Genomic DNA, 26,880 nt, shown 5'->3' on the forward strand with positions numbered 1-26,880 from the left:
CCGCGCGGCCTGGCCACCGTGCGCGCCCCGCGCGGCCTGGCCACCGTGCGTGCCCTGAGCGCCACGGCCGTGCTGAGCACCACGGCCGCCTTCGGCGTCTCGGGCGTCTTCCGCCGTCGGCGGTCGGCTCAGCTGGCGGAGCCGGCGGACCGGCCGGACCGCCGAGCCACCGGCCACCACCGCGAGCGGGGCCGCCAGCAACAGGCAGACCGCCGCGATCAGGTGCCGGGGCATCAGGCCGCCCGCCCCGGCGTCGCGCCGAGCCGCTCCGCCCAGAGCAGCCCGCCGATCTGCAGGGTGACGGCGGCGAGGGCACTGCCACCGCCCACCGGCGTCCGCAGCAGCACGGTGACCGGGTCGACGCCGATGGCGTAACCCAACCCGATGCCGCCGAGCGGAAGCGCGGCGAGCAGCCAGGCGGTGGCCCGGGCACCGGCCGCCTGAGCGGCGGCCGCGGCCAGACCCCGGTCGGTCGCCCGGGCGTCCGCCTCGACCCGTTCGAGCAGCTCGGCCAGGGGCGCGCCGGTGCGGTCGGCCAGCCGCACGGCGGCCCGGGCCAGCCGAGCCACCCGCTCGGGCCCGTCGGCGAGCGCGAGCGTGACCGGTAGCCCGGCCCGCAGGTCGGCGGCGAGGGCGCAGAGGCGGTCCAGTTCCCGGCGGCGGGCCTGCTCGGCCGATCGGCGGGCGTGCCGGCGGCGGACCGCCCGAGCCCCGAGGCCACCGTAGGCGGCCAGCACCACCGCGCCCACCGGCCCGCCCAGCACGAGCCCGACCCCACCGCCGAGCAGGGCCGCCGCCGGCAGGGCGTGCCGCGCCGGTTGTCCGCCCAGCGCAGCGCCTCGACCCGCGATCGACCGGTCGGGTGCCCCCACGCGCGACCGGCCGGGCGGCAGGTCGGTGAACGGGCGGGCCGCGTCCCGCCGGTTGGGCGGTCCCGCCGGCCACGACCGGTCCGGGGTGGACCGGTCGCCGCGACGTCCACGCGGGACTCCGACCCGACGTCGGAGCGGCGTGCCGGCCGGAACCGCACCGGTGCGGCTTCCCGTGCCGAGGAGGGCCCGCCGGCGGGACCGCACCGGGCGTGCCGGCCAGGCCACCACCACCCCGACGCCGAGCAGGAGCACGGCCGCCAACCAGGCCGGCCCGGTCACGCCGGACCCGCCGAGCCGGGCCAGGCGGCAGCGAGAATCGGCGGGACGGTCACGCCACGCTCCTCCAGCAGCGCGCCGAGCCGCCGGGCGGCGAGACCCAGCCCGCGCCCGCGTACCCAGGCGGGCACCACGGTGGCCAGTCGGTCGGGCCCGTCGGGGAGCAGCAGGCTGACCGACTCCAGCACCCGCCCCTCGGCGGTGCGGCGCACCTGGAGGAGCACCTGGAGCGCCGCGGTGACCTGCGCGTGCAGGGCCGCCCGGGGCAGCCCGCCGAGCAGGCCGAGCGCCTCCAGCCGGGCCGGTACGTCGCCGGGGGCGTTGGCGTGCAGGGTGCCGGCCCCGCCGTCGTGGCCGGTGTTCAACGCGGCGAGCAGATCGACCACCTCCGCGCCCCGGCACTCGCCCACCACCAGCCGGTCGGGGCGCATCCGCAGCGCCTGGCGGACCAGGTCGCTCAGCCCGACCGCACCGACCCCCTCCACGTTCGAGGTGCGTGCCTGGAGCCCGATCACGTGCGGGTGGACCGGACGCAGCTCGGCGGCATCCTCGACGAGCACGATCCGTTCGGTGCCGGGCACCAGCCCGAGCAGCGTGTTGAGCAGGGTGGTCTTGCCCGAGCCCGTCCCCCCGGTGACCAGGTACGCCAGCCGGGCCGCCACCACGGCGGCGAGCAGCGGGGCCACCGGCCGGGGCACGGTGCCCTGGCGGACCAGTTCGTCCAGGGTGAACGGACGCTGCCGGAACGTGCGCAGCGAGAGGTACGGCCCGTCGGTCGCCACGGGTGGCAGCATGGCGTGCAGCCGGGTGCCGTCGGGCAGGCGGGCGTCGGCGTACGGGGAGCCGTCGTCGAGCCGTCGCCCGGCGGACGCGATGAGCCGCTGCGCCATCCGGCGTACGTCGTCGACGGTGCCGAGCGGCACCGCCACCTGCCGCAGCCCTCCGCCCCGGTCGACCCACACCCGGACCCCGTTGACCAGGACGTCGGTGACCTCCGGGTCGGCCAGCAGCGGTGCCAGCGGCCCGGCGCCGACCAGGTCGTCGTGCACCCGGTCGGCGATCCGCAGCAGGGCGGTGTCGCCGAGCACGGCGGCGCCGGACTCGGCGCGTACGGCGGAGACGATCGCCGCGGGCGTCACCGGCGTGGCCTCGGCGGCGAACCGGTGCCGGACGCGGACCGCCAGCTCCTCCGGGTCGGCGGGGCGGGTCATGCCGCGCCCGTCGTCGACTCGCCGGTCAGCTCGCCGACGATCCGCTGGCAGAGGGCCGCGAGGGGACCCTTGCCGGCGGCGGCCGGCGCCTCACCGCGTTCCAGCCCCCGGCAGAGCCCCGGCTCGGGCCGGAGCGTGCCGGCGAGCGGCAGGCCGAGCGCCCGGGCCACCTCGGTGGCCTTGAGGCGGCCCGGAGCGGGGCCGCGCACGACGACGGCAAGGTCGGCGCAGTGCGGCGCGGCCTCGGCCACCACCCGGGCCGCGGCGGCGGTGGCCCGCAGCTCCGCCGGTACGACGACCAGGGCCCGGTCCGCCGACTGCAACGCGACGACGGCCGCGTCGTCCAGGTGTCGGGGCAGGTCGAGCACCACGACGTCCCGGCCACGACGGCCGGCGTCGATGGTCGCCGCCATCGCCTCGGCCGGCAGCGGCAGCAGGTCGCCCCGGTCCCAGGAGAGCACCACGAGGTCGCCACGACTGGGCAGCGCACGCACGAGCGAGGGCGGGTCGACGCGTCCGCCCGTGCCGGTCAGCCCCGGCCAGCGCAGGCCCTCCAGTTGTTCCCAGCCGAGCACGAGGTCGAGCCCACCGCCGAGCGGGTCGGCGTCCACCAGCAGGGTGCGCAGGTGGGACCGGGCCGCGGTGACCGCGAGACCGCCGGCCAGCACGCTGGCGCCCGCGCCACCCCGGCCGCCGAGCACGGCCACGACCCGGGCGGGCCGGTTGCCGGACGGGTCGGCCGTGCACTCGGCGAACCGGTCGACCAGCCACGGCTCGGCGGCCGGCAGGGTCGCCACGTGCTCGGCGCCGATCAGCTCGGCGAGCTCCGTACCCGGGTCGAGGTGCCCGGAGCGGCCGACGAGCACCGTGCGGGACCGTCGCGGCAGCCGGGCCCGCAGGCAGGCCTGCGCCTGGTCGGCACCGACGAGCACCAGCGGAGCCGGCGCCCAGCGGGCCCGGGCGGCGGCCGGGTCGGCGGCCAGCTCGACCTCCGTGCCGCCGGCGGCGGCGAGCCGGAGCAGCTCGTCGAGGAGGTCACCGTCGGCGGTGACGAGCAGGGGCAACCGGTGGCGCGGTGGGAGCGGGGTACGGGGCGGCATGGCGGCCTCCAGCGGTCGGGCTCGGGGGTGCTGGGGAAGCCTCGCCGCGCCGGGCGGGGTCCGCCGACCGGTGACGCCGCCCTGTGGACAGCCCGGGCGACTGTGGACAGCCCACGGTTGAGGAGTGGATCTGCTATGGACGCCGGAATATGGCAACAATGTTGCCGATTCGCCGATCGGTGGCGAGCTGCGGGCCGGCGGCCTGACGAGTACCGTCCGGCCGGGGCGGAAAGCGTCCGGAAGGTGTCCTCACCAGGACTTTCGGCGGCGCGGACCGGAAAACGCCGGACGCCGGACAAGCGAGCCAAACCATTGACGGCAGGGATTGCCTGGCACACATAATCGTTTCCCTGTGCCGCCGACCGGGGTGGCACCGTCCATTCGGGATCGGGGCCATGACGGAATTGCCGGACGGCACGCGCCGTCGCCGCCGGACGGGCGGGCCCGCGTTGCACACCGCACCGTCAGCGCGCGGCGGCCGGTCCCGCCCCGACCCCGGGTCGGCGCCTTCCCGCACCCGCGGCGGTGCCGGGTCGCGGGACTTCTCGCCGGTGGCCCTCACCTCGATCGCGGCGGGTCTGGTCGTGGTGGCGACGGTCGGTCTCCTGGCCTTCCTCTCCGACCCCCGCCCGTCGGAGCTGCCGCCCCCGATGTCCGGGGAGGCGATCCTGAGTTCCCCGGGGCTGGTCGAGCCGGCGGAGCAGCCGACCGTCTCGTATTCGCCGGCGCCGGTCTCCCTGTCCAGCCGCGCGACGCCGCCCAGCCGGTCGCCGAGTCACCGCCCGAGGCCGAGCAGCCGGCCGGCGAGCCCGAAGCCGTCGGCGGGGTCGCCGCAGCCGCCGTCGACCGCGCCCCGCCCGCGAGAGCTGACCCCGCTGCCGCCCTCCGAGGAGCCCAACCTGCGGTCGGCCGGCGGGGGCCCGGAGACCTTCATCGACTTCGCCAACGCCCGGTCGGAGCCGGCCGTCGTGCACTGGCTGGACTACGGCGGGCAGCGCCGGCAGTACGCGGTGCTCCAGCCCGGCGAGGGCTATCGGCAGCAGACGTACGTCGGCCACCCCTGGGTGGTGACGACCGTCCGGGGCGTGGGGCTGGTGTGCTTCCTGCCCGACCACCGGACGCTGCGGGCCGTGGTGCGGTGAGCCGCGGGGGCGCTGTTGGAGCGCTCCCCAGATAGGGACGACCCCCGTCGGGGGGATCCGGTTCAAGTCCGCCGGCTGTCATCAACCGGTGGTGACTGACATTGAGGTGCAGGCAGGCAGCTTCGTCGGTTGCGTCTACCGACGGACTGTTGTCAGGGCTTTCGCTGCCTTCCTGCTGCCCTGACTTGGGACACCTCCCCGGCGGGGCCGGATCATGTTGTCGGTCCGGTCCAACTCTGTCGGAGAGCCGACTCGGCCGCTTCGCCGCTGACGGTCACTCAGGGCAGCGGCAGGATGACTGTCGTTGGTATCTTCGCCGGCATGAGTCGGGGGCGAAGGTCCGGCGGCCGGGTTGTTCGGCGGCGGGTCACCGAAGAAGAACGGACCGAGGCGGTGGAGGCCTACCGCGAATCGGTGACGAGGTTGCAGGGCACCGCCTACCGCAACCTACGGCAGACGATCGCCTTCGCCACGATCTTTCTCGCGGTCCTCGCAACTTGGATGATCTTCATCGGTGAAGTCACCCCCGCGCGCCTGCCCTGGTACGCAGCCTCAATCGTCGGCGGGGCCCTTGGCCTGGCCACCTATGGCGTGCGGAGCGCTCGCGCTCGCCTTTACGTGCTCGCCGCTGCGGTCGCTCTCGCGCTCGTCGGCCTGGCGGGCATCTTCCTCGTCGACTAGGGACCGAAGGTGACGCTGCATGTCGAGCCGGACGCGCTGGTCGGCTTCGCCCGTCAGGTTGACCGCGCCGCCAACGACGTGTGGGAAATCCGCGGCTACCTCAACCGGTACGCCGACGTCGCAACCGGAGGCGAGCAGCTCCAGATCGCCAAGGCCAGTCACGAACACGCGGTCGAGGTCATCAACGGCACCCTCAACCGGCTCGCCTGCCTCCTCGAGAACTCCGCCCCGGAACTACGGGCATCCGCCGGCTACTACCGCACCACCGACCTCACCGCTGCTGACCGGCTCGACCGTACCCTTCCCACGGCGGTCGACCGCTGCATCACCCCGCTCGAACTGGAACTGGCCAACAACCCGTGCGTCCCGGCGAACTTCGTCGACCCCCGCGACGTCCGGGGCCATCTCGACGCACCCGGTGAGGCGAAGAACCCGTCCAATGCGCTGGGCTGGATGGACTACATCAGCCCCGCGTCCTGGCTCAACGAGGTCTTCGACCACGTCTTCGGCTTCGACCCCATCGGCGAGATCCAGAACAAGGTCTCCGGCGACTGGGAAGCGCTGGCCCAGATGGCACCGGTCGTCGACAACATCGGCGCAGCCCTGCACGACCTGGCCTACAACCTCCAATCCGGCACCATCACCCTGCACCCCCTCTGGCAGGGCATCGCCGGCGAAGGAGCCTTCCGGTACTTCACCACCACCGCCAACGCTGTCGCCGATCTCCACGCGCCGCTCGGGAGCGTCAGCAAGGCCTACCTCGACATGGCCGACGCCGTCTGGTCCGCCGGAGAAGCCCTCGGCGGGGTCGTGAAGAGCCTCATCGACGCCGCCATCATCGCCGGTGTCGCCGCTGCTGCTGGCACCATCACCAGCGAGACCGGCATCGGCGCTGTCGTCGGCTACGGGCTCGCCGCCGCTGAGGTAGCCAACATGTTCCGGCTGTGGGGCGAAGCCACCAAACTCTGCCAGCAGATCGCCGCAGCCGTCCTCGTCTTCCGCGCCATCCTCACCCGGGAACTCAGCGACCTCGACGCGGTTGCCCTCCCCGCACTGCCCGACGGCGGCCGCTACGACCACCCCCTCGCCGGCGCGAAGGCCTGACCTCGTGGACGACCTGGACGACATCACCGGCGGGGATCAGAGGCGGGCCGACGCCCTCCGCGCCGTCGTCAAGCAGCTCGGCCGCAGCGACAACCCGCTACTTCGCGAGATGGCCACCGCCGTTCAACACGGGGAGCTAAGCCTCCGGCAGGCGGCGAGCAGCAGCACCTACAGCGGCGAGCTGAGCCAGCCCTTCCGGGCCTTCTGGAGGGCCTACCAGGATCTGACCACCCAGGAGCGCGACGACCTCGCCTCGCGCTTCTGAGGCCTTCCCACACCTGAAGCCTCGCTTACAAGCGCTGTGCGTCGCGTTCGCACGCGTCCGGCAACGGCTGCTGCTCGGAGCGGTGGGAGGGCGGCTGCGCCGAGTCACCCTCCCACCAGGACACGGTGTCAGCGATTGATCAGCTGAGAGATTGCAAGCACCAGAGTTGCTATCGCGGTCAAGAACGCCTCAAGGGCGCCCAGCATGGCCATCCACTCAGCATGCGACCACCGCTTCCGCTCGTTCTTACGCCGGCTGCGTTCATGCTTGCGCCGTTTCGGCCGAAGCCTCTTGCGCCTAACCTTCGTTACGGTCATTAGACCTGCGCTCCTACTTAGGTGTCAGTGCAGGTTGGGGGCGGCACCCCGGGCCCGCGAAGCCATCGGTGCCGCCCCTTCCCATGCGCGCGGTTGCCCGCTCACTCACAAACGACCAAGTCGACGTGAGGACACACGTCTCCTAAATCCGCCTTGTGGCTCAGCTGTGCGACAAAACCCGCCCGATTCGCACGCTTTTGTGCCTTCAAGACGGACAGGCTGTGCGACGATTTGCCATCCGCAAGTTGCATATGACAGACGGTTTGCGTCGATATGGGTTGATCTGGTCACCCATCACTGTCCGCAACCGTCTGGGACTGTGCGACGTGAATGACGTGAACCAGTCCCGTAGATCGTACTGAGACGAAGACCACAACCCCCAACGAGTTCCCGTCGGCTCAACTTTGGTGCCGTGATGATTACGGTCGGTATCGGCCATCCAGTTCGCACGTCCGTTCCGCTGCTGAAGCACGTGACAGCCACTGCCTCTACACCACTGGGTGCGGCGGGACAGGATCGGCTCTCCTGGCTTGGACCAGACAGGATGAGGTCCGCGCGGCGCGCCCGTTGAAGCCGGAAGGTCAAGGCCGCCAGTTCACGAACTACAGGTAGCAAGGCGACCGCCTGCCTGGTCATCGGGCCGACCACGCCTCGTCACCTGGGCAGACGTCGTCACCAGTGGTCGTCTTTGGTCGCTCACGATCGGCCTCCGACGGCCTGGTGACGGCCTGGACCTGGTTCTCGTCGCGGTTCCGCCGAAGTAGGGGATGGTCCGCCGGGTGCGCCGCAGCTCAGCGACCTCGTGCAATTGCGGTGGTAGCGCCTCGATGGTGCCCGTGCCCTCACCCGAACCCGTGGCCAACCGCGGTGCCCGGCTTGTTGTCGTGCACCCGACATCGCTACGGGTGGTGGAGCCCGGCAAAGATGCCCTAGTGAAGAAGCCTGCTCCGAAAACCCGGCACCTACTCATCGGCTGCATCGCTTTGAGCAGTGCCGGTCTGGTCCTCAGCGTGTCCGCCGTCGTCGCTCATCGAGCTGTCGACTGGGGATCGTTTCCAGACTGGCTCGGTGGTATAGGCACAACGACGGCTACGGTCCTGTTCGCACTGGGCTGGCAGCGAGAGGCATGGCTCCGCAGGCAGGATCACGAGCGGCAGGCTGTCATGGCTATCCGGCAGCTGTTGCTGGACGTTGAGCACCTGTACGTCGTCGAGCGAGACGAGGATGGTTCCCTCACCCCCGACGGTCGCAATACGGAGATTCGTCTCCTCCGGGAGATCCAAGCGCACACGGCGGCCGCGCCAAAGCCGCTACGTGAGCGGCTGTACCAGCTCACGAGGTTCTACAGCAGGAGCGCCATCAACAACTTCGAAGGCGACCGCGACTGGCTCATCGCCCTTAACTGCAATCGGTACGGTCTCGCACTTGTCGCGGCCTACGTGCAAGGTGACCCGGCTCCCGCACCGCCCAGCTTCGTCGCCGCCTACGAGGCAGCCCTAGCCGAAGAAGAGGCGATCCTTGAGGAAATCGACCGCGAGAGACGTGAGGAGCGGGAGCGGCGCAGACGAAGCTCCGGCTCTGACGCGGCGCAGACGCCTGGTGAAGAAGATCCGCAAAGCGATCAGGGCTGATGAGACACAGTCGCGCTCGTCCCGGGCCTGACATCTCGCTTACAAGCTCTGTGCACCGCGTCCGGACACGTCCGGCAACGGCTGCACGCTCGAAGCTTCGTCCGTGCCGGCTTCCGTCAGCGTGCCGCCGTCCGGCGGCGTTGCTGTCAGCGTTGCTGTCGACAGCTCTTCCGCCAGCACCCCTGGTCATGAGGATGTGTCACACCGCACATCAGCCCTCAGCACCTGCACAACCAGGTTGGGTCGAACGAATGATCGAATCATCACAGATGAGTGTCATGCCTGGGGACTCCCCCCAGCGCAGCTATAGGCTGCAGCGATGATGGGCGAGGGAGGAAGCATGGAGAGCGCGCCCATCCGGGCAGCTGAGTTCTTTGCCGGGATTGGACTCGTCCGCACCGCCCTTGAGCGCGTGAAGGGTGCACAGGTCCAGGTGGTGTGGGCAAACGACATCAAGCAGGCTAAGCGCGACGCCTACGCCGCCAACTTCCCGGATGCCGAAGATCACTTCATCGTTGAAGACATCCGCAACATTGAGGCTCCGGACCTGCCGCCCGGGATCGAACTGGCGACGAGCAGCTTCCCGTGCATCGACCTGTCACTCGCTGGGAACAGGCGCGGCCTGGTCGGCGAGCAATCCGGGATGTTTTGGGAGTTCGCCAAGGTCGTAAAGGGCATGTCCCCCCGGCCGTCAGTGATCCTCCTTGAGAACGTTCACGGCTTCGCCACCAGCCACGGCGGCAAGGACCTCACCGCCGCACTGGCTAGCTTGTCGGAGCTCGGCTACTCCTTGGACGTCCTTGCGGTCGACGCTCGGCACTTCGTGCCGCAGTCTCGACCACGGATGTTCATCGTCGGCATTCAGGCTGACAAGCTGCCAAGGCAAGCGCGGCGCGGCGTGCCACCGATCAGCGATGTACGTCCTGCTTGGGTGCAAGCCATCCACGAGAAGCACCGCGAGACGCTGGATATGCACTACGTCAACCTCCGAGCCTTGCCGGAGGGCCCGAAGGACCTGGACGGCTTCGTCGAGACGGAGGTCAGTTCGGACTTGTGGTGGGGCGAGGAGCGCGTAGAAGCCTTTGTCGGGTCGCTCAGCGAGGTTCAGAAGGCTCGCTTCGACACGCTTCTTGCAGCGGACACGATCAGCTATCGGACTGCCTACCGCCGCACCAGGCAGGGGGTCTCGACGTGGGAGCTCCGCAAGGACGCTATCGCCGGGTGCCTTCGGACTACCGGAGGCGGATCAAGCAAGCAGGCACTCGTCCGGCTGGGGAGAGGCAGCCAGGCGGTTCGGTGGATGACGCCGCGCGAGTACGCCAACCTCATGGGTGCCCACGACTACAAACTCCTTGCTGGCACGCCCAATCAGCAACTCTTCGGGTTTGGCGACGCCGTCGTGGTTGACGTCATCGAGTGGATCGGCAACAACTACCTCCTGCCGGTCCTACGGCCAGCCGGCCCTGAGTGACCTTAATTGGCGCGAAAGACAGCGAGATGACGCTACCTCCCACGCCGCCACCGTCATCAGCCTCGCGCGCCATGAGGTCAAATAGGAGCACGGACACAAAGCCCGAGCTGGCGCTCCGACGACAACTTTTTCACCGAGGGCTACGGTATCGGGTCGGCTACCGAATTTCCCTGCCGGAACGCGCGGTCCGGCCAGATATCGTCTTCACGCGCCGTAAGGTCGCAATTTTTGTGGATGGTTGCTTCTGGCACGGATGCCCGCTCCACTGTCGGATGCCGTCTGATCCAAGCGGGTACTGGCACCAGAAGATTGATCGCAACCGAAAGCGCGACTTAGTCGTCAATGAGGTGCTGCGCGCTGCGGGCTGGACCGTATTTAGGGTCTGGGAACATGAGCCCGCGGACGATGCGGCGCGAGCCATCGACGCTGCACTGGCTCAAGGAACAAGCACATAGGGCGTCGCCAGGCGTCCCTGGCCAGCAGTGCCGGTGCGAGTCTTAGGGTGACGGCCAGGACGGCAGCCGGTCGGATTGCCGACACTCGCCGCCGGCATGTGGCTCCTGCCTGGACTTCCGCGAGGGAGAGGGGCGCTCCGCAGCTCGCCGCACCGGGCCCGTCCCCCACCGTCAGCAAAGCTAGCCCTTAGACTCCTGCTCCCGATCATGGATGGGTAAGAAGTAAGAGGGGTGCCCAGTGGCTAGTCGCGGCGTCGCGTCGTACAACGAGCCAGATCACAACCCGCCATCGAAGGCCTCGCTGCCGACCGAGTTCGTCCAAGGCTTCAGACGGTTGCTGAAGGACGCCATGGGGGCCGTGGATAGCGCGAGCGGCAAGTCCCTCGGCGACTGCATCGGCGTCTACGCCTTCTACGATTACGATGCAGAGCCAATCTACGTCGGGCAGACGTGGTTGAAGTTCAGAGATCGTATCGGCCGACACCTGACCGGCCAGCGAAGCGACACGCTGGCGTATCGTATTCTCGATCCCTTCGAGGTCGCAGAGTTGGAGTTCTGGCCAACCGAGCATCTGCGCGACGACCCGGACAAGCAGGCGAAGCTCAACGCGATCGAGTACTCGGTATATCGTCAAGCGATCCTCGATTCGAAGTATAAGGCAATCCTGAACGAGAAGATTCCCCCGGTTTCGCAGCTGGTGGAGGCGCCGCCCTCGCATCGTTTCAATTTGGTTCCGGAGCACCTACGAGAAGACCGCGAGCACCCAGACGTTCGTATCGCCCGACGCGCCGAAACCCTGGCGCGGGTATCGGCCGTCGCGCACGAACGCGGCGAGGTCTCGCCTGGCCTGCGGCGCGTCATCGTGATCCAAGCGGTCCGTCTCGCTGACTTGGCGGCTGCGCGCCTGGCCTTCGCGGAAGGGCGAGCCCGGCCGTCTCCTGACGCGATTGACGTGCACGCGCTCGTCGGGACCGTGCTGCGGGAGTCGGAAGCCGACGATGGCTCCAACAACTAGGCTCGCCAGCGGGAAACCATAGAAGTCCAGCTCATCCCGTTGCTCCTACCGAGAGCAACGGGCGGGCTCGGCGAGAAGCCACCACCCGGAGGTCCATCAACGTCAGCAGCGCTCTAGAGGCGACGTGCACCCGTTCCGGTACGGCGCATTGACCTCCCTCCACCGACCGGGCTCCGGCAAAACGAGTGATACCCGGCCGAAACCGGCTCCACTGCGCAACCAACTGTGCCCGGCTCCTCACCAGGGGTCTTCCTGGGAGTCTCCCTGCCAACTAGCCTGAGAACTTCGCACCGCTTACGAGGGGAGTGCTTCGTGGCTGACGAGCCCGCTTACTACATGAGGATCAGCCTCAACGTACTCAACCACCTCGGTCTGAACCTTTACAGCAATGTTCCAGCCGTCCTTTCTGAAGTTGTGGCGAATGCGTATGACGCAGACGCCACCGAAGTTCGGATCACGATTGATCGGGACCGCGGCCGCCTAGTCATCCAGGACGACGGCGAAGGGATGGTCCAGGCCGACATCAACGATCGGTATCTTCACGTCGGCTATCAACGACGTAAGGATAACCGTCAGACCACGGCCAAGTTCGGCCGAGCTGTGATGGGCAGGAAGGGAATCGGCAAGCTTTCTCTTTTCTCGATCGCGGAGACAGTAGAGGTTCACACGAGCAAGGACGGTCAGCGAAACGCCCTCCGCATGACCATTGACGGAATCCGCGAAGCTATCGGCGATGACCCGACCAACTCGAAGCCCTACTGTCCAGAGGTGCTCGACCCGGCTTTGGTGGATTTCGAGCGAGGCACTCGGATTGTGCTGACGGACCTGAAGAAGGGCCTGACCAACGTCGCGGCAGGTTTGCGAAAGCGGTTAGCCCGACGCTTCTCGGTGCTCGGTGCGCAGCATTCATTCCGCCTTTTCATGGACGGCGAGGAAGTCACCGTCCAAGACCGAGACTACTTCCACAAACTCCAGTACGTCTGGGCCTATGGCGACGACGAAGAGGGCCGGAAGATCCTCGCGCGTTGCAGCAACGCAACCGAAAAGCTGATTGGAGAGGCACCGACGGTCGCCGGCGGGCGAGTGACTGGCTGGATCGGCACGGTCGCTAACGCCGGGTCTCTGAAAGAGCCCGACGGGGAGAATATCAATAGCATTCACCTGATGGTGCGCGGGAAGTTAGGACATGAAGACCTTCTCGAAGAGTTTAATGAAGGCAAGATCTTCCGCGCTTATCTGATTGGCGAAATTCATGCCGACTTCCTCGACACTGATGAAGAGTCGGACATTGCCACGAGCAGCAGGCAGCGGATTATTGAGGACGATCCTCGATACCAAGCATTACTGCAATGGCTTCGCAAGGAGATCTCAGCCATCGGTAATGCCTGGAACGACTTCCGTAACGCTGCGGGAACCAAGGCGGCCCTGGACAACCCGCATATCAAGGACTGGTTCGACTCCTTGAGGGGTAAGAGTCGTCAGCGGGCGCAACGGCTGTTTGGCAAGATTAACCAGCTTACTGTCGATGATGAGCGCCAGCGCCAAGAGTTGTTCGCCCACTCAGTGCTCGCCTTCGAGACGCTCCGATACCGGGACAATCTCGATGCACTCGACGACATGGAGGCCAGCGATTACGCTGCGGTCGCCTCGGTGTTCACAGGCATTGAGGACCTAGAGTCGGCGCTCTACCATCAGATTGTCGTACAACGCCTTCGGGTGATTGACAAGCTGCGCGCACATATGGACGAGAATGCTTTGGAGCGCGTGCTCCAGGAATACCTTTTCGAAAATATGTGGCTTCTAGACCCGTCCTGGGAACGGGCCACCGATCGAGCAATGGAGGAGAGGATCGGGAGGCGATTCGCCGAAATCAGAGATCAGTTGACCGATGAAGAAGCAAATTCGCGCATCGACATCCGGTATAAGAAGGTCACTGGCACACACGTAATCGTAGAGCTTAAGCGAAATTCCGTCATTACTAGCACTGCCACGCTGCTTGAACAAGTTGATAAATACCGAAACGCGCTACTCCGCCACCTCCGAGACGTTGGGCGGGACGAACCCGTCGAGGTGGTCTGTATCGTCGGACGTGACCTGCGCGACTGGGTGCAGCCATACGGCCGGGAGGAGTCACGACAGGTCCTGGCCGCCAAGAACATTCGAGTGCTTAAGTACGAAGAGCTGTTGCAGGACGCATACGACGGTTATCGTGAATACATCAATCGATCAGAGGACATTGGGCGAGTGCGGAAGTTGCTCGACTATATCGCCGACGACTCGACCGGGCAGTCGACCGAAGGTGACTGAGCCGAGGCTGTATTAGCCGACTGAACAATCGCTACGCCAGCTGGAGTCCGGTGAATGGTTGAAGTTCTCGGATTTTGCTACCCCGCATGCCCGTCTTTATTTTTGGGAAGACGGGCATGCGGGCCGCTCAACATTGTCTGGGATACCAACGTCCTCATTGACTACCAGGATTTCGGTTTATCCCTCTGGGAAGGTGAGCCGCTCCCACTAAAGGACCTCGGGTACCGCGAAGAGGTCGAAGCACTCGGCCAACTGATACAGGTCTGGTCAACGCGAGACGTGAGTTTCCACATCATGCCCCGGACCGTAGATGACGCGAAGCGGAAGCTAACGGCTAGGCGGCGCCAGACGAGAGAACACATGATAGATCGACTCGTTAGCGCCTTGCTCCTCGAAGGCCAGAGGTCCGACTGCGATCCGTCGGAGTGGTACTTGCCGGTTGAAGCCGCGGGCTGTGGTGAACTGGATGGCCAGCTCGACCTATTCTCGGGGGAGGCTGTTGAAGGTAGGGAAAACGTTCTTCGGAGGCTGCCGAAAGGTGCAGACCGAGACTTGATCGGGCAGGCGCTAGATAGCGACATGCACGTCTTCCTGACAAGGGACGCTGACATACTGAAGGTGGGACCGTCACTGACCAAGCTGGGACTAGTGGCCACGAGCCCAGCTCGTTTGATGGGCACCCTTGCCGCCTATGGGGTAACGCCCTTCGCTGGCGGCCTTGCCGAACATTCGAACTGCCCCTTTCGGTCCGGAGTACTGCTCAACGACCTTCAACGCATGTCGTACCTGATAGAGGCGTTGTACCCCCCTGACGCGCTTGACGATTGACTGTCAACCGCCACTTGACGTTGCACTCTCGCGAGCGGACCGCATGCAAGCCGACGAGGCCGTGGGGGGGATGCGGCGCGAGCATCACGGGCAGGCCCCCGCCTGCCGGCAACGCCGGCCCGAGGGGTCGCAGAGGCTCCGGGGTCAAGGGCGGCCCGCAGGGCCGTCGCGTCAGCGATGCGAAGCACCCTTGAGGCCGGAGGGGCGGCCCCGCATCCTCCGCGCCGCATCCCCACCACGGCCGGCGGTGACTCGCCCTACGGCGTGGCGGGTGCCACGGCCGCCGCGCCCCGGCCGGCTGCCGGCCCACCACACCCCCGGTCAACGGCCTGTCGTTCTGCGGCGGCCCTCCGGGCTTCCCGCTCTCCGCGCCAGCCGTCGGGCATCAGGCGTGACGGCCGCAGAGCGACAGCGGCGCGGCCGGCTCGCGCCCAGGCGGCGGCGCGTGCGGCCCGTTCAGGGCCGCCTTGAAGACGTACAGAAACTTTGAACCACTTCTCCGGCAGCCGGCAGCCGGTCGGCACCTGCCTGCCCCGGCGGGATGGTGGGGAGCGTCGGCCCTCCGTAGGCTGAGTCCATGGCCAACTTCGTCGATGTCGCCCGGGAGATCGCACGGCGGAAGCTGGAGGCTCCATTGCCTCGCCGGTGGAGTCACGTCCGGGCGGTAGCAGCGAAGGCCCACGCTGTCAGTGGAGCCGTTGCCCCGGAGGACCGTGATGTGCTGGTGGCCTCTGCCTGGCTCCACGACGTGGGTTACAGCCCTGATCTCGTTGACACGGGCTTTCACTCTCTCGACGGTGGGAGGTGGCTGCGGCGTGAGCGGTTCGATGACCGCATTGCTGGCCTGGTCGCTCACCACTCGTGTGCCTGGTTGGAAGCGGAAGAGCGCGGCCTCTATGACGTCCTGGTCTCCGAGTTTCCCCGGGAAGACTCGCCGGTCGCTGATGCCTTGTGTTTCTCGGACATGACGACGGGTCCCGACGGCCAGAACTTCGAGGTGTTGGATCGACTGGCGGAGATCCGATCTCGCTACGGCCCGGATCACCTGGTGACACGTTTTATCGTCCGGGCGGAGCCAGAGATGGTTTCCGCGGTACGCCGCACGGAGGCCCGGCTCGCGGGGAGCACCCCTCAGCCGATGTACGGTTCTCGGCGCTCTTCGTAGCCGTGCGCGATGCGCAGCAGGGTCGACGGATGGATCGTGTAGCCGTCGAGCTCGTCGCGGCTCACCCATCGGACATCGCTCGATTCGTCGCTGGTCGTCAGCACCCCGTCGACCGGTGTAGCTCGGAAGCACAGGGAGAACTGCTGCCGAACCTCGCCGTTGGAGTACGCGATGACGTGGCCCGGATCGGAGTAGACACCCACGATGTCGGTCACCTCGACGGTGATCCCGGTTTCTTCCCTTGTCTCCCTGACCGCCGTCTGTGCCACTGTCTCCCCGATCTCCTGGCCTCCGCCAGGAAGGGACCACAGGTTGTTGTCCGTGCGGTGAATCAACAACACGCGGCCGTGATTGTCTCTCACGAACACGGAGACGGCCACGACGATGCTGTTGGCCCTCGGCGCGTTCGGGTCGTGGTAGTGCTCGGTTCTCGCCACGGTATCTAGGCTGCCACCTCTGCTTCGTCAAGTGGGGACGAGGACAACAGGACCCGGTCGAAGCTGTCGGCGTAGGTCCTGAACATGTCCCCGCCGGATAGCTGGCGCAGGTGCATCACCGGAGCGTGGGGCGCCGGAATTCCGAGGACGTGCGTGTTGACCAGCATCTCGTCATCGAACCGGTAGATCGAGTTGTAGAGGGTCGTCTCGTGGTACTTGACCTCGACGCGTGGGGTGCCGCTCAGACGGTCGTAGTACCCCCGGACCTGCCGAATCTTGGCTGCCATAACGCCAGGTGCCCCCTCCTCGACGCTCCTTCGCTCGATAGCTGGGCTGGCCGGATCGCCCAGCAGGACGCGGATGGAGACACCGTCAAGTGCCTTCTGCCGCAGGGTGTCGATCAGTCCAGGGTCCTGCTCAACCAGGAAGAGTCCCGCATACGCGAGAACGTCGATCCGTTCTGTCGCCCTTTCGATGAGTCGGTGCCAGACCTCATACGGCACAGAGGACCGACGGGAGTAGATCTGGATGATTTCGCTCTGTCCAAGCCGTGATGCCTTCTCGGGTGTGACCGCGTTCGGCCAGAGGTAGGACTCAGACTCACGCACGGTTGCGGCAATGGCGTGCCGGTGACGAGGGTAGGGCGTCCGATCTTGCGTGATCCACCGCTCCACCGTCTTCGGATCTACCCCGATCTTCTCGGCGAGCAAGGCAGGGGTCATGCCGTTGCGAAGGATGGCGTCGCGCAGTCGGTCGTTCGGCATCAGGAGCCTCCAAGGGACGACTAGGACGCATTCAAGGTAACAAAGACGTCCCTAGTTGTCTACGTGGTCGGGTGGCTCGTCCCGCTCCATAAAGGAGCCTTATTGGCAGAGGTCACGAGCACAGTCCACCGGGGACACGCTCAAGCTGACCCGAGACACAGGAGGTCTGTTGTGAAGCTGTACGTGGACACCAAGGCGAAGCAGGTGACGGTGTCGAGGGACCCGGAGCCGAAGAACGACCAGAACGGCAATCAGCGGTCGGAGAAGGGAACGGGCCGGCTCATGTGGTCGACCCAGGTCTTCGTTCTCGACGAGACGGGCGGTGAGGTCATCACCATCACCACGGCGGGTGAGAAGCCGGGCGTGATGGTGGGGCAGCTCATCGAGGTCGAGCAGTTGGAGGCAATTCCGTGGGCGACCAACGGGCGTAACGGCGTCGCGTTCCGTGCCGTGTCGCTGAAGCCGAAGGCTGGTTCGGCGGCCAAGTAGTCCTTCGCACAGCGTGCTGTGTGAAGCCTGCGGTGTCTCACCTCAAGCGGCCTGACGTCCGCTGAATTCAAACGGTCCGGGAGTGGTTCCGACTCCTACATTCCCGGCCGGTCGCCACCTGTGGTGGTGACATCCCCGCAAGAGCTGGCGCGGGGTCGGTCCGACTCCTACATCTGCCGACCCCGTGCCCTCCAACTCATCCCGCCCATTACCTGGGAGGACTCGTCGTGTCCAAGTCTAGTCCCCGCCGGTTCGCCGGCAAGTCAACCGGAACGGTGACGGTCATCGAGGCCAGGGTTCACCGTTCGTCCGCGCGGAACGCCAGGGTGGCGTTCATCCTCACGGCGGTCGTCGTGGGTGTTCTCGCGGCTGTGGTGGCCGCGTCGTACTGGCACCCGATCGTGGCTCTGATCGTGGGTGCCCTGGTCGGTGTCCCGTGCGGTGCCGCTGCCTGGCTGCTCGTGCGTATCTGGCCGGTGCTGCGGTTGCTGTGGTGGTGGATCACGGAGGTTCTCCTCGCGGTTCTGCTGCTCACTGGCTGGGTGCAGCTCGCCGGCCACACGCCGATGGTGGTGACGCTGCTGGTGGTCGCCCTGGTCGTCGGTGTCCCGGCCGCCGTGCCGGTCATCCGCCGCCAGGTCATCGCCTGGGCGTGGTGCCTGGTCGTCCGGCACCGGCTGCGGGTGTGCTTCGCGCAGTTCATCATCGCCAACCAGTCCGGCAGCCTGCCGCTGATCCTGTGGGCACGTCCCACACCGGTCGGTGAGCGGGTCTGGGTGTACCTGCGCCCCGGCCTGTCGGCCAAGGACCTGGAAGGCCGGCTCGACAAGATCGCCGTGACCTGCCACGCCTCCACCGTGCTCATCGAGCGCGCTGCGGAGAACAACGCCGCGTACCTGCGGTTCGACATCAAGCGCCGTGAGGTGCTGACCGCCCACGTGGGCTCCCCGCTGGTCGACCAGATCGACCCGACCGCGCCCGTCTCGGCATCGCCGCTGACGGTGCCCACCGCCCTGGACCTGCCGGACGTCGACGCCCCGACGATCACCCTCCCGGCACAGGGCAAGCCCGCCGGCAAGAAGCCGGCCCCCACCACCTCGGCCAACGGCAGCAAGCCCGCGGCTTCGTCCTCGGCCCCTGAGGACGACGTTTCCGACTGGATCTGACCCACACCCACCCGGGACGCGAGGAGCCCTGCGGCTCGTTCGTGTGGCTTCTCGCGCCCACTACTCGCCCAAGGAGGGCAGTCATGTCCACCACGGTTCCCGCCCCCGTTGCCGGGGTGCCGGTGGGTCCTGGCCTGTCGATGTTCGACCCGATCTTCATCGGGATCGACGAGTTCGGCCAGCCCGTCTACCTGGATGTCATCTACCGCAACATCCTCATCGCCGGTGAGCCGGGCGGCGGAAAGTCCGGCCTGGTCAACAACATCTGCGGCCACGGCGTCCTGTGCGACAACACCCGCCTCGTGCTCTTCGACGCCAAACTCGTCGAACTCGGCCCCTGGCGCGACCTCGCCGACGCCTTCATCGGCCCCGACATCGACCAGGGCATCGACGTGCTGCGCCGCCTCCTGGTCGTCGCCACCAACCGCTACACCTGGCTTCTCGCCAACCGGCGCCGCAAGCTCGCCCCCGGTGACGGCATGTCGGTCATCGTCACCATCATCGACGAACTCGCCATGTACTCCACCGTGCTGGGCACCAAGCCCCAGCAGGAAGAGTTCTCCGCCCTGCTGCGCGGGCTCGTCTCCCTCGGCCGCGCCTGCGGCATGCCCGTCGTCGCCGCCACCCAGCGGCCCTCCTGGGACATCATCCCCGCCAGTCTGCGGGACCTGTTCGGCTACCGGGCCGCGTTCCGCTGCACCTCGCTGAACAGCTCGAACATCATCCTCGGCCAGGGCTGGGCCGAGCAGGGCTACACCGCCTCAGACATCTCGCCCACCAACCAGGGCGCGGCCTACCTCCTCGCCGAGGGCGGCGTTCCCCGCCGCATCAAGGCCGCCTACCTCAGCGACACCGACATCTACAACATCGCCGACTACGCCGCCTGGACCCGCCGCCCCACCAGCACCCCGGCCGGCGACACAACCGGATGGGAGATGGCGGCATGACCACCCGGGAGCGCACCTACGCCCGCGCCAACCAGCAACGGGCCGCGCAGTACGCCGAAATCTGGATCATCGCCCAACCGGCGGAGATCGCCGCCATGGTCCAGGTCGCCTCCGCCAGTGGCCGACTCGTCTACCTCGGCCCGCCCCAGCAGATGGGCGGAGACGACACCCGCCACCGCCGCTACCTGCGGCTGCGCACCACCTGAAATCGGCCGACAGGACCGGATCTGCCTCGCAAGCTCGCCGGTCCTGCCGACCTCCCACCAAGCCCTTTCGAAAGGACGTGGCTGCCATGAAGGCTACCCACAACCCACCCACCACCGCGCCGGTCACTCCTGCTGACCTGCTGCGGATGGCTGCCCTCTACCTGCGCCGGCACGGCTGGCACCAGGGCACCTACTACAACAACCTCTTCCCCACCGACTTCCCCACCCCGCCGGCCTGCGCCGTCGGGGCCATCGGCATGGCCTGCGCCGGACACCGCGCCGACCACTTCTACACCCTCGACATCGACACCCAGATCACCTTCCGGCAGACCGTCGGCGTCTTCACCACCTACCTCGACGACCACGAACCCATCTGCGCGATCGACGACGACGGCTTCCTCATCGACGAGCACACCTCCCCCTACTCGTGGAACGACGACCCGGCCCGCACCGCCGAGCAGGTCATCACCGCGCTTGAGAGCGCCGCTGACGAGTGGGACCGCCTCCACATGCAGGGAGGCGAGAACCGATGAGCACCGTCAAGCACACCTTGACACCGGTTCCCCGTCAGCGTCGCCGTCGGGAGGCCGTCGAGAACGACCAGTTCGCGGCCTTCGCTCGCCGCGTCATCGCCGCCCACGGCCGGCGCGTCGCCACCGGAGACGTCGAAGCACTCCGCGACCTCGTCGCCCTCTCGGCCAACCTCGACCAAGCCATCGGCGAAGCCGTGCTCGGTCTGCGGGCCTTCGGCTACTCCTGGGCCGAAATCGGTGCCCGGCTTGGCATCTCCCGCCAAGCCGCCCAGCAGCGCTGGGGAGGCCAGCCATGACCGTCTTCTACGACCCGGCCGGCACCCGCTACGGGATGCCCACCTACCCCTACCGGCTCGCCCCGAACGGGCTGGCCACTCGCCGGCAACTACGGGCCGCCGGCCTTCGACCGGGCGGTCATGACCCGGTCGCGCAGATCCTCTGGCGCCGCGGCAAGCGCGTCGCCTACCTCTACCGCCTCGACCTCGCCGCACCCAAACGCACCGCCACCCCCGCCCAGCGGGAGGCCATCGCCAAAGCACTTCGCGCCCGGCGCACCTGCCGCCACTGCGGCCACATCAAGCCCTACTACATCCCCCGCCGTACCGGCTCCTGCCTCGACTGCACCTCGGGAGGTGCCCGATGACCACCACCAACACCGTCAACTTCGCCGCCCAGGAGCGGATGACCCCGGACGACTACGTCGTCACCGCCCTCGCACGCGATTTCGCCGCCCGCGGTGAGCTGTCCTTCGAACGGTTCCTGTCCGGCTACTACGCCGAATCCCTGCGCATCGTCCAGGAAGCCCACCTCGCCGATTGCACCGTCCCCGACGGGCAGGGCTGCAACACCTGCGCCGGCATCCGCGTCGGCCTCGCAGGTCTGGCCGCCGAGCAACGCGCCGTCACCTCCGGGGAGGTGAGCACCCATGGCCGCTGACCGCCCCACCACCGGCACCCGTGTTGAGGGCCTGGTCCTGGTCCTCATCCTCATCGCCGTCGCCGGCTTCGCCGGTGCCGCCTCCTTCACCCACGTCAAGGACTGGACCCTCGCCAACTCCCCGACCGGCACGGGCGAGTGGTTCGGCTGGGCCAACGCCGTCATCTCCGAACTCGTCCCCATCGCCTCCCTGCTCACCATCCGCCGACGCCGACGCATTGGTGCGCCGATCGGCTACCCGCTGTTCCTGCTCATCGCCGCCGCCGGACTCTCCCTGTCCGCCCAACTCGCGGTCGCCAAACCCGGCCCGTCCGGCTGGCTCCTCTCGGCCGTGCCGGCCCTGGCGTTCATGGCCCTGGTGAAGCTCGTCCTCGCTCCCGCCCCCATGCGGGAGGACACCCCTCCGGCTGAGCCGGCCGAACCGATCCGGGTTGAGGTGGCCGAGCAGGTCACCACCGAGCCGGCACCGCCGGCTGCCATCACTCCCGCCCCGGCTGTGGAGCCGGAGCCTGTCACCGTGCCGGCCTCGGAGCCGGTCGACGTCCCTACCCACCTGCTGCCCATGGCCCGCTTCGCGGCCGTGCAGCACGAACAATCCACCGGCCAACCGATCACCCCGACCGAGCTGGCCGACCGCTTGGATGTCGCCCCGGCCGTGGCCGGGCAGCTCCTCACCACCCTGACCGGTGGTGCCCGATGACCATCCACGTCGTCGACATCGTCCAGATCATGCACACCTGCCCCGCTGAGCCGGAGCCGCACCCCTACGACATCCGCCGCACGCTCGTCGACGTCATCCCCGGCGGACCCTGCCGGGCACCGGTCACCATCCGCTGCGGCGGAACGACCGTCCAGATTCCCTGCCATCGGCACGAGCCGGCCAAGCGCCAATGCGGCGCCTGCCGGGTCATCGTCACCGAACGCACCATCGCCAACCACCACCCCACCGGGGTGGCGGCTTGATGGCCTCGACGCTGGACCTCACCCCCCGGACCTCGGCCCGAGGGGTGGGCTCGAACGCCGACACCATCGTCTACGGCTACACCGTCGCCGGCTCCGCGTTCGAACGCGCCACCCGCCCCGACTACTTCGGCTGGCTCGAACACATCCGCTCCGCCGCCGGCTGCACCCGCCCCATCCGCCTCGCCGGCCAACTCCTCACCGTCGACGCCTCGACGGGTCGGGTCCTGGAGCAGCGGCACACCGACGGCATGCCCGACGCCGCGATCTACACCGCCTGCGGCAACCGCCGCGCCACCGTCTGCCCCTCCTGCGCCCAGACCTACCAACGCGACGCCTTCCAACTCCTGCGCGCCGGCCTCGTCGGCGGCAAGGGCGTCCCCGAGTCCGTCGCGCAGCACCCGGCGGTGTTCGCGACCTTCACCGCCCCGTCATTCGGCACCGTTCACGCCAGGGTGGTCAAGCGGCACACCTGCGCCAACCGCCGCCGCTGCGACTGCCGCGCCGAGCCCTGCCACGCTCGCCGCGACACCGGTCTCTGCCCCCACGGTCGGCCGGCTGTCTGCTGGGCACGGCATGAGGCCGGTGATGCGGCGCTCGGGCATCCGCTGTGCCTGGACTGCTACGACCACAACCACCAAGTCGTCTGGAACATCTTCTCCGGCGAACTGTGGCACCGCACCAAGCAAGCCGCGGAACGGTGGCTGGCTAAGCTCGCCCGCCGCCGCGGCATCCCCCGCGTCGAGGTCGTCACCGCCTCCGGCAAGACTCGCAAGGTGCCCCCGGTGCGGCTGTCGCCGGGCAAGGTCGCCGAACTCCAGGCGCGGGGAGCGGTCCACTTCCACGCCATCGCCCGCCTCGACGGCGTTAACGGCCAGGACCCCGACAAGGTCGTACCCCCGCCGGCCGGGTTCACCGTTACCGACCTCGTCGACGCGCTACGCCACGCCGCCGGACAGATCGCCTTCGACTCACCGCCGCACCCCGACCGGCCGGAAGGCTGGCTCATCGCCTGGGGCGAGCAGATCGACCTGGAACCGATCGCCACCGACGGCTCGGGTGAAGTCACCGATGGCATGGTCGCGGGCTACCTTGCCAAGTACGCCACCAAGAGCACCGAGGCCACCGGGCACACCTCCACCCGCCTCACCGCCGATTCGATCGGGGACTACGCCGACCCCGACGGCGACCACACCGCCCGCCTCATCGACGCCTGCTGGCGCATCGGCCGACCCACCGGCACACCGGTTCCCCTGTCTGAGCGGCCCCGCCAGCCTCGGCCCCGACCCGGCTTCGTCCAGCGCTGGGAATGCCCCGACTGCGGCACCCACACCCGCTACGCCGCCTGCCCCGTCTGCACCGCCGCGCGTCAAGCCGCCCTTGACATCGAACCGACGAAACCAGCGACGGCCAACCCATACGCCCGGCTGCGCCGCTGGGCGCACATGCTCGGCTACGGCGGCCACTTCCTCACCAAAGGCCGCCGCTACTCGGTGACCTTCCAACTCCTCCGCGACACCCGCATCGCGTACCGGCGGCACGAGCACCAAGCCCACCAGCACCCCGCCGCCGGCGGCCAGCCCGTCGACCAGGTCGCCGAGGACACCACGCTCATCGTCGGGACCCTCACCTTCGCCGGAGTCGGCTGGCACACCACCGGAGACGCGCTGCTCGCCAACACCGCCGCCGCCATGGCCAGAGAGCGACGAACCACCGGCTGCGAAGAACTCGCCCACGAAATCGCCACCACCCCGGCCGGCACCGTGCCGGCTGCCGCCTGACCCCACAGACCTGAGGAGGTCACCCCTATGAGCACCGCCGCCCGCCCCAGTCCAGTCGTCCGGCTCGTTCCCCGCTCCGGCGCAGTCATCGTCGAGCCGGTCACCTACACCGTGCGAGAAGTCGCCAAGCTGCTCGGCATCTCGCTGGGCAGCACCTACGCCCTCGTCCGCGACGGCACCATCCCCGCGACCCGCCTCGGTGGCCGCTGGCTGATCCCGCGTGCCCGCTTCCATGCCTGGCTCGACGGCGTCACCGAGACGACGGCCGCCACCGGCACCGACGGGCGAGGGCGCTGATGGGATTCGTCCGCAAGACCCCGGCCGGCACCTTTCGGGCCTGCTGGCGTGACCCGGCCGGCAAGCAGAAGTCGAGGAGCTTCCGCACCAAGCGGGAGGCCAACGCCTTCCTGACGGAGGTTGAGGGCAGCCTCAACCGGGGCACCTACGTCAACCCGCACGCCGGCCGGACCCGGTTCGGTGACTTCGCCCAGCAGTGGCTTGCCACCAGGACGGTCGAGGCGCGCACCACCGAGCGAACGGTCTCCATGCTCCGCGCGCACATCCTGCCCAAGTGGGGTGACTGGCCGCTCGGGAAGGTTGACTTCATGTCGGTGCAGGAGTGGGTGACGGGCCTGAGCCGCGACCTGGCTCCGACCACCGTCGCCAAGTGCTACCAACTGCTCTCGATGATCCTCCGCACAGCCGTTCAAGCCCGGTTGATCGGAACCAACCCGGCTGACGGCGTGAAGCTGCCACGGGACCGCTCGCGAGACGTCAAGCCGGTCACGATCAGCCGGGAAGACTTCTTCGGCAAGCTGCTCCCGGCCGTGCCGCCCCGCCACCGGGCGATCGTCTGCGCCGCCGCCGGCGCGGGCCTGCGCTGGGGCGAATGCGCCGGGCTGACCTGGTCGTCGGTCGACCTCGACCGGGCCCTGCTGCGCGTGGTCCAGGTCGCCGAGGAAACCCACGGCGGCATCCTGCTCCGCCCGTACCCCAAGAGCCGGGCCGGCGTCCGGACCGTGCCCCTGCCCGACTTCCTCGCCTCCGCGCTGCGCCAGCTGCACACCGAGTCCGGTGACCCGGACCCGCGAACGCTCGTCTTCCGCGACCGGGTCGGCCGCCCACTGCGCCGCTCGAACTTCCGCCGCCGGGTCTGGCTGCCCTCGCTGGTCCGCGCCGGCCTGCTCGGCCAGGTCGTCAGCACCGGCCCACACCGCTACCGCGCGACCTGGCCCGACCGGGAAGGCATGGAGTGGTCGGCGGAGTTCACCAGCGAGCGGGAGGCCGTCACCTGCGTGGCGGCCAAGGCTGCCGGCGGGATGCGGTTTCACGACCTGCGGCACGCCTACGCCACCTGGCTGGTCACCGACGGCGTGCCGATCAACCTGGTGCAGCGGGTGATGGGCCACGAGCAGGCGTCCACGACGCTCGATCGTTATACGCACACCCCGGACGACTACGCGGCCCGCGTCCTAGCGGCCTTCGACAGCTCTGCTGCCTCTCTGCTGCCTCAGGCCGAGGAAACTGGGGCGGAGAAGGCTCTGGACGAGGACGAGGAGGGCCTGTGACCTCCTACGGAGCATCGCTCCCAGATAGGGACGACCCCCGTCGGGGGGAGACGGGGGTCGTCGGAGGTTCGGCTCCGGGGGGGTCGAGCCGAACCGACTCAGCGGTCACGGGGGGTGCAACCGCCGAGGGCCTCTCGGTCGACGAGAAGTGAACTCTCGTCGCGCACAAGCATGCCGCAGCGGACCCGTATACGTCGAGTGGTCCCCGCTCCACCCATTGCTAAATTATGTTCGCAGAGTGTGACCGCCATCACTCTGTGCAGAGCGTGACGATCACTCCCGCGCTCCGGATGCCCCCGGGCACCCGCCGGAGGCCGCCCGTCCGGCTAGACTTTCGCGCCGTGGGCCGAAGTGCCGCTTTCTTCGATCTCGACAAGACCGTCATCGCCAAGTCGAGCGCTCTGGCGTTCGGTCGGCCGTTCTACCGGGACGGGCTGATCACCCGGCGTGACGTGGTCAAGTCGGCGTACGCGCAGCTGATGTTCCGGCTGGGCGGCACCGACGAGCAGACCATGGCCCGCACCCGGGACTACCTGGCCACGCTCTGCAAGGGCTGGCAGGTGGAGCAGGTCCGCCAGATCGTCGCGGAGACGCTGCACGAGCTCATCAACCCCTACGTGTACGCGGAAGCCGCCGCCCTTATCGAGGAGCACCAGGCGGCCGGCCGGGACGTCGTGCTGGTCTCCGCCTCCGGCGAGGAGATGGTCCGGCCGATCGGCGAGCTGCTCGGGGTGACCGACGTGATCGCCACCCGGATGGCGGTCGAGGACGGCCGCTACAGCGGCGAGGTCGAGTTCTACGCGGCCGGGCCGAGCAAGGTCGACGCCGTCGGGGAGCTGGCCACCGCCCGCGGGTACGACCTCGCCGACTCGTACGCCTACTCCGACTCGTACAGCGACCGGCCGCTGCTGGAGTGCGTGGGCCACCCGACCGTGGTCAACCCGGATCGGGCGCTGCGCAAGCTGGCCGTGGAGAACTCGTGGCCGGTGCTGGAGTTCCGGCACCCGGTCCCGCTGGGCCGCCGGCTGCGCGCCCGCCCCGCCGTCCCGGTCGCCGCCGCGGCGCTCGGGGTGGGCGTCGGTGTGGCCATCGGCATCGCCTGGTACGGCCGGCACCGCCGCACCCGCACCACCACCACCGCCCCGACCGCCTGACCCGCCCCCGCCCCCGGGGAAGGGCGCTCATACAGAGAAAGAGTGGTCATTCACCGTGGAATGACCACTCTTTCCGCGAATCAGCGCGGATACCGGGTG

Annotated in this window: 30 protein-coding genes; 25 read left to right on the forward strand and 5 right to left on the reverse strand. The window is 68.4% G+C overall.

Annotated features, from left to right (window positions below; genetic code table 11):
* Window positions 1-233 precede the first annotated feature (233 nt).
* Genes EFE23_RS00355 through ssd form a run of 3 tightly spaced genes read right to left on the reverse strand, consistent with a single transcriptional unit; the run spans window position 234 to window position 3,459 of the window.
* Window positions 234-1,151 carry a type II secretion system F family protein gene (locus tag EFE23_RS00355; protein WP_123238818.1) on the reverse strand — a complete coding sequence of 306 codons (918 nt, stop codon included), beginning with the start codon at window positions 1,149-1,151 and terminating at the stop codon, window positions 234-236.
* Window positions 1,148-2,359, reverse strand: coding sequence for a TadA family conjugal transfer-associated ATPase (locus EFE23_RS00360; protein ID WP_123238819.1), 1,212 nt, complete (start codon window positions 2,357-2,359; stop codon window positions 1,148-1,150). Before EFE23_RS00360 ends, EFE23_RS00355 begins: the two co-directional genes overlap by 4 nt.
* Window positions 2,356-3,459 (reverse strand): septum site-determining protein Ssd, encoded by a 1,104-nt coding sequence (gene ssd / locus EFE23_RS00365; protein WP_123238820.1) that lies wholly within the window; start codon window positions 3,457-3,459, stop codon window positions 2,356-2,358. Before ssd ends, EFE23_RS00360 begins: the two co-directional genes overlap by 4 nt.
* A 551-nt stretch (window positions 3,460-4,010) precedes the next feature.
* Between ssd and EFE23_RS28375 the strand changes: the two genes are divergently transcribed.
* The 11 genes from EFE23_RS28375 to EFE23_RS00420 all read left to right on the forward strand — a co-directional run bounded on the left by EFE23_RS28375 (window position 4,011) and on the right by EFE23_RS00420 (window position 15,840).
* Complete coding sequence (locus EFE23_RS28375; RefSeq protein ID WP_233600791.1) at window positions 4,011-4,601, forward strand: VHL beta domain-containing protein; 591 nt, start codon at window positions 4,011-4,013, stop codon at window positions 4,599-4,601.
* Between the two features lie 321 nt (window positions 4,602-4,922).
* Complete coding sequence (locus tag EFE23_RS00375) at window positions 4,923-5,282, forward strand: hypothetical protein (protein WP_148058393.1); 360 nt, start codon at window positions 4,923-4,925, stop codon at window positions 5,280-5,282.
* Between the two features lie 9 nt (window positions 5,283-5,291).
* Entirely contained in the window at window positions 5,292-6,386 is a 1,095-nt protein-coding gene (locus EFE23_RS00380; protein ID WP_123238822.1) for a hypothetical protein, read from the forward strand.
* Window positions 6,387-6,390: 4 nt separating this feature from the next.
* Window positions 6,391-6,651: a hypothetical protein gene (locus tag EFE23_RS00385; RefSeq protein WP_123238823.1), complete on the forward strand. Its 261-nt coding sequence runs from the start codon at window positions 6,391-6,393 to the stop codon at window positions 6,649-6,651.
* 1,249 nt (window positions 6,652-7,900) lie between these two features.
* On the forward strand, window positions 7,901-8,599 hold the full coding sequence (locus EFE23_RS00390; protein ID WP_148058394.1) for a hypothetical protein: 699 nt from the start codon (window positions 7,901-7,903) through the stop codon (window positions 8,597-8,599).
* A gap of 340 nt (window positions 8,600-8,939) precedes the next feature.
* Complete coding sequence (locus tag EFE23_RS00395; RefSeq protein WP_199736873.1) at window positions 8,940-10,070, forward strand: DNA cytosine methyltransferase; 1,131 nt, start codon at window positions 8,940-8,942, stop codon at window positions 10,068-10,070.
* Window positions 10,071-10,096: 26 nt separating this feature from the next.
* Window positions 10,097-10,525 (forward strand): very short patch repair endonuclease, encoded by a 429-nt coding sequence (locus EFE23_RS00400; protein ID WP_123238919.1) that lies wholly within the window; start codon window positions 10,097-10,099, stop codon window positions 10,523-10,525.
* 238 nt (window positions 10,526-10,763) lie between these two features.
* On the forward strand, window positions 10,764-11,540 hold the full coding sequence (locus tag EFE23_RS00405; RefSeq protein WP_123238825.1) for a GIY-YIG nuclease family protein: 777 nt from the start codon (window positions 10,764-10,766) through the stop codon (window positions 11,538-11,540).
* Between the two features lie 312 nt (window positions 11,541-11,852).
* Window positions 11,853-13,847, forward strand: coding sequence for a BbrUII/HgiDII family restriction enzyme (locus EFE23_RS00410; RefSeq protein WP_123238826.1), 1,995 nt, complete (start codon window positions 11,853-11,855; stop codon window positions 13,845-13,847).
* Window positions 13,848-13,901: 54 nt separating this feature from the next.
* Window positions 13,902-14,675 (forward strand): hypothetical protein, encoded by a 774-nt coding sequence (locus EFE23_RS27980; protein ID WP_148058395.1) that lies wholly within the window; start codon window positions 13,902-13,904, stop codon window positions 14,673-14,675.
* A 577-nt stretch (window positions 14,676-15,252) separates the two neighbouring features.
* The gene (locus EFE23_RS00420) at window positions 15,253-15,840 is read left to right on the forward strand and encodes an HD domain-containing protein (RefSeq protein WP_123238828.1); all 588 of its coding nucleotides are present in this window, start codon (window positions 15,253-15,255) and stop codon (window positions 15,838-15,840) included.
* Here the strand turns inward: EFE23_RS00420 and EFE23_RS00425 are convergent.
* Window positions 15,807-16,277, reverse strand: a complete 471-nt coding sequence (locus EFE23_RS00425; RefSeq protein ID WP_123238829.1) for an NUDIX domain-containing protein — start codon at window positions 16,275-16,277, stop codon at window positions 15,807-15,809. The genes EFE23_RS00420 and EFE23_RS00425 overlap by 34 nt on opposite strands.
* 5 nt (window positions 16,278-16,282) lie before the next feature.
* Entirely contained in the window at window positions 16,283-17,041 is a 759-nt protein-coding gene (locus EFE23_RS00430) for an XRE family transcriptional regulator (protein ID WP_123238830.1), read from the reverse strand.
* A gap of 171 nt (window positions 17,042-17,212) precedes the next feature.
* On the opposite strand from EFE23_RS00430, the gene EFE23_RS00435 reads away from it, so the two are divergent.
* The 14 genes from EFE23_RS00435 to EFE23_RS00500 all read left to right on the forward strand — a co-directional run bounded on the left by EFE23_RS00435 (window position 17,213) and on the right by EFE23_RS00500 (window position 26,781).
* Entirely contained in the window at window positions 17,213-17,530 is a 318-nt protein-coding gene (locus EFE23_RS00435) for a hypothetical protein (RefSeq protein WP_123238831.1), read from the forward strand.
* A gap of 275 nt (window positions 17,531-17,805) precedes the next feature.
* On the forward strand, window positions 17,806-18,696 hold the full coding sequence (locus EFE23_RS00440; protein ID WP_123238832.1) for a hypothetical protein: 891 nt from the start codon (window positions 17,806-17,808) through the stop codon (window positions 18,694-18,696).
* 83 nt (window positions 18,697-18,779) lie between these two features.
* Window positions 18,780-19,643, forward strand: a complete 864-nt coding sequence (locus EFE23_RS00445) for an FtsK/SpoIIIE domain-containing protein (protein ID WP_123238833.1) — start codon at window positions 18,780-18,782, stop codon at window positions 19,641-19,643.
* Entirely contained in the window at window positions 19,640-19,849 is a 210-nt protein-coding gene (locus EFE23_RS00450; protein WP_123238834.1) for a hypothetical protein, read from the forward strand. The genes EFE23_RS00445 and EFE23_RS00450 overlap by 4 nt, the downstream gene beginning before the upstream one ends.
* An 86-nt stretch (window positions 19,850-19,935) precedes the next feature.
* On the forward strand, window positions 19,936-20,382 hold the full coding sequence (locus EFE23_RS00455; protein ID WP_123238835.1) for a DUF6197 family protein: 447 nt from the start codon (window positions 19,936-19,938) through the stop codon (window positions 20,380-20,382).
* A complete protein-coding gene (locus EFE23_RS00460; RefSeq protein ID WP_123238836.1) occupies window positions 20,379-20,678 on the forward strand; it encodes a hypothetical protein in 300 nt (99 codons plus the stop codon). The genes EFE23_RS00455 and EFE23_RS00460 overlap by 4 nt, the downstream gene beginning before the upstream one ends.
* On the forward strand, window positions 20,675-21,025 hold the full coding sequence (locus EFE23_RS00465) for an RRQRL motif-containing zinc-binding protein (RefSeq protein WP_123238837.1): 351 nt from the start codon (window positions 20,675-20,677) through the stop codon (window positions 21,023-21,025). The genes EFE23_RS00460 and EFE23_RS00465 overlap by 4 nt, the downstream gene beginning before the upstream one ends.
* Window positions 21,022-21,318: a hypothetical protein gene (locus tag EFE23_RS00470; protein ID WP_123238838.1), complete on the forward strand. Its 297-nt coding sequence runs from the start codon at window positions 21,022-21,024 to the stop codon at window positions 21,316-21,318. The genes EFE23_RS00465 and EFE23_RS00470 overlap by 4 nt, the downstream gene beginning before the upstream one ends.
* Entirely contained in the window at window positions 21,308-22,018 is a 711-nt protein-coding gene (locus EFE23_RS00475; RefSeq protein WP_123238839.1) for a hypothetical protein, read from the forward strand. The genes EFE23_RS00470 and EFE23_RS00475 overlap by 11 nt, the downstream gene beginning before the upstream one ends.
* Complete coding sequence (locus EFE23_RS00480) at window positions 22,015-22,281, forward strand: hypothetical protein (protein WP_123238840.1); 267 nt, start codon at window positions 22,015-22,017, stop codon at window positions 22,279-22,281. Before EFE23_RS00475 ends, EFE23_RS00480 begins: the two co-directional genes overlap by 4 nt.
* Window positions 22,281-24,059 (forward strand): replication initiator, encoded by a 1,779-nt coding sequence (locus EFE23_RS00485; protein WP_123238841.1) that lies wholly within the window; start codon window positions 22,281-22,283, stop codon window positions 24,057-24,059. Before EFE23_RS00480 ends, EFE23_RS00485 begins: the two co-directional genes overlap by 1 nt.
* A 27-nt stretch (window positions 24,060-24,086) precedes the next feature.
* Entirely contained in the window at window positions 24,087-24,356 is a 270-nt protein-coding gene (locus EFE23_RS00490; RefSeq protein WP_123238842.1) for a helix-turn-helix domain-containing protein, read from the forward strand.
* Window positions 24,356-25,627 (forward strand): tyrosine-type recombinase/integrase, encoded by a 1,272-nt coding sequence (locus EFE23_RS00495; protein WP_233600792.1) that lies wholly within the window; start codon window positions 24,356-24,358, stop codon window positions 25,625-25,627. Before EFE23_RS00490 ends, EFE23_RS00495 begins: the two co-directional genes overlap by 1 nt.
* Before the next feature lie 341 nt (window positions 25,628-25,968).
* The gene (locus EFE23_RS00500) at window positions 25,969-26,781 is read left to right on the forward strand and encodes an HAD family hydrolase (protein WP_123238843.1); all 813 of its coding nucleotides are present in this window, start codon (window positions 25,969-25,971) and stop codon (window positions 26,779-26,781) included.
* Window positions 26,782-26,880 lie beyond the last annotated feature (99 nt).

Origin of the sequence: Micromonospora solifontis, assembly GCF_003725545.1 — a bacterium.
Classification (GTDB): Bacteria; Actinomycetota; Actinomycetes; order Mycobacteriales; family Micromonosporaceae; genus Micromonospora; species Micromonospora solifontis.